Origin of the sequence: Pseudoalteromonas sp. S1610 (assembly GCF_005887465.1) — a bacterium.
Lineage (GTDB): Bacteria > Pseudomonadota > Gammaproteobacteria > Enterobacterales > Alteromonadaceae > Pseudoalteromonas > Pseudoalteromonas undina.
On sequence record NZ_PNDI01000096.1, the window covers coordinates 1 to 1,115 of the forward strand.

Genomic DNA, 1,115 nt, shown 5'->3' on the forward strand with positions numbered 1-1,115 from the left:
TAAAAAGTGTCACTAGGACAATTGATTAGTTAAACTCACATCCTGAGCTTTTAAGGTAATGGCGCAATAGTACAGATAAAGACTCGAGCTTTATGTGTTACGCTATTTTCTCGGTAAAACCGCCTTTAACTAAAAAGTTAAGTGGCGTCCCCAAGGGGATTCGAACCCCTGTTACCGCCGTGAAAGGGCGGTGTCCTAGGCCTCTAGACGATGGGGACACAGAAAACTGCTACCCTAGGACAAACACTAAAAATTGGTGGAGCTATGCGGGATCGAACCGCAGACCTCTTCGCTGCCAGCGAAGCGCTCTCCCAGCTGAGCTATAGCCCCAACTTATTCAATACGCTCGGTGATAACCACGTCGTGTATCGCTTAGTGCGGGGCGCATTCTATGCACCCCCCAAAATAAAGTCAACAGTTTTTTGTGCGACATTATTTAAATGGTTTAATTTTCAACAAACTGGCTATCATACATGCTAAAAAGTAGATTTTCATAGTATTTAGTAACCATGAGTTACGTTAAGTGTGCCACATTTGCGTTTGAGTTGAGAATAACGACTTTATAATACTAAAAGTACCTATTCACATCGGACTCAAAAGGTATACATTTATATGCAAATTGAGTTACCACCGCTTTTTGCCTAAAACGGGCCTACTTCCATCATAACCTAGCTGGATTTTATTAAATGCTAATTGTAAAGCTTAACTATGCTAAGCGATAAACAACTTGCTAATTTGAGTGGTTTAAACAATTGAATAATATAGGCAGGATGATCTGAACTAGAAAGTTTAACTTTGATTTCTTGGTTGCAACCCTGGCTCGGTAAATCAATTACCACTAAATTGAATTAATTTTCATCCTTAAAAAGCAACAGAGCCCTATTAAGTGAATATGAATGTAGCTACATTAGCGCCCAGCCATGCATGCTTATTGTTCGTTTTATGTTACCTTGTTGATAAAGTGAACACTATTTGCATTGCATTGATTATAAAAGCTTCATTCAGCACATTTTTATCATTCAAGTGTTGACACATTTACAAGTCTATCTATAATAGCGCCCCACAACAACGCAGCAATGTGGTGTTGTTTAGATGCGGGTGATTAGCTCAGTTGG

The 1,115-nt window shown here is 39.4% G+C and carries 2 tRNA genes; both read right to left on the reverse strand.

The window, feature by feature from the left end:
- Positions 1 to 142 precede the first annotated feature (142 nt).
- Positions 143 to 218: transfer RNA gene (locus CWB77_RS17930), tRNA-Glu, on the reverse strand.
- Positions 219 to 254: 36 nt separating this feature from the next.
- Positions 255 to 330, reverse strand: a tRNA-Ala gene (locus tag CWB77_RS17935).
- Positions 331 to 1,115 lie beyond the last annotated feature (785 nt).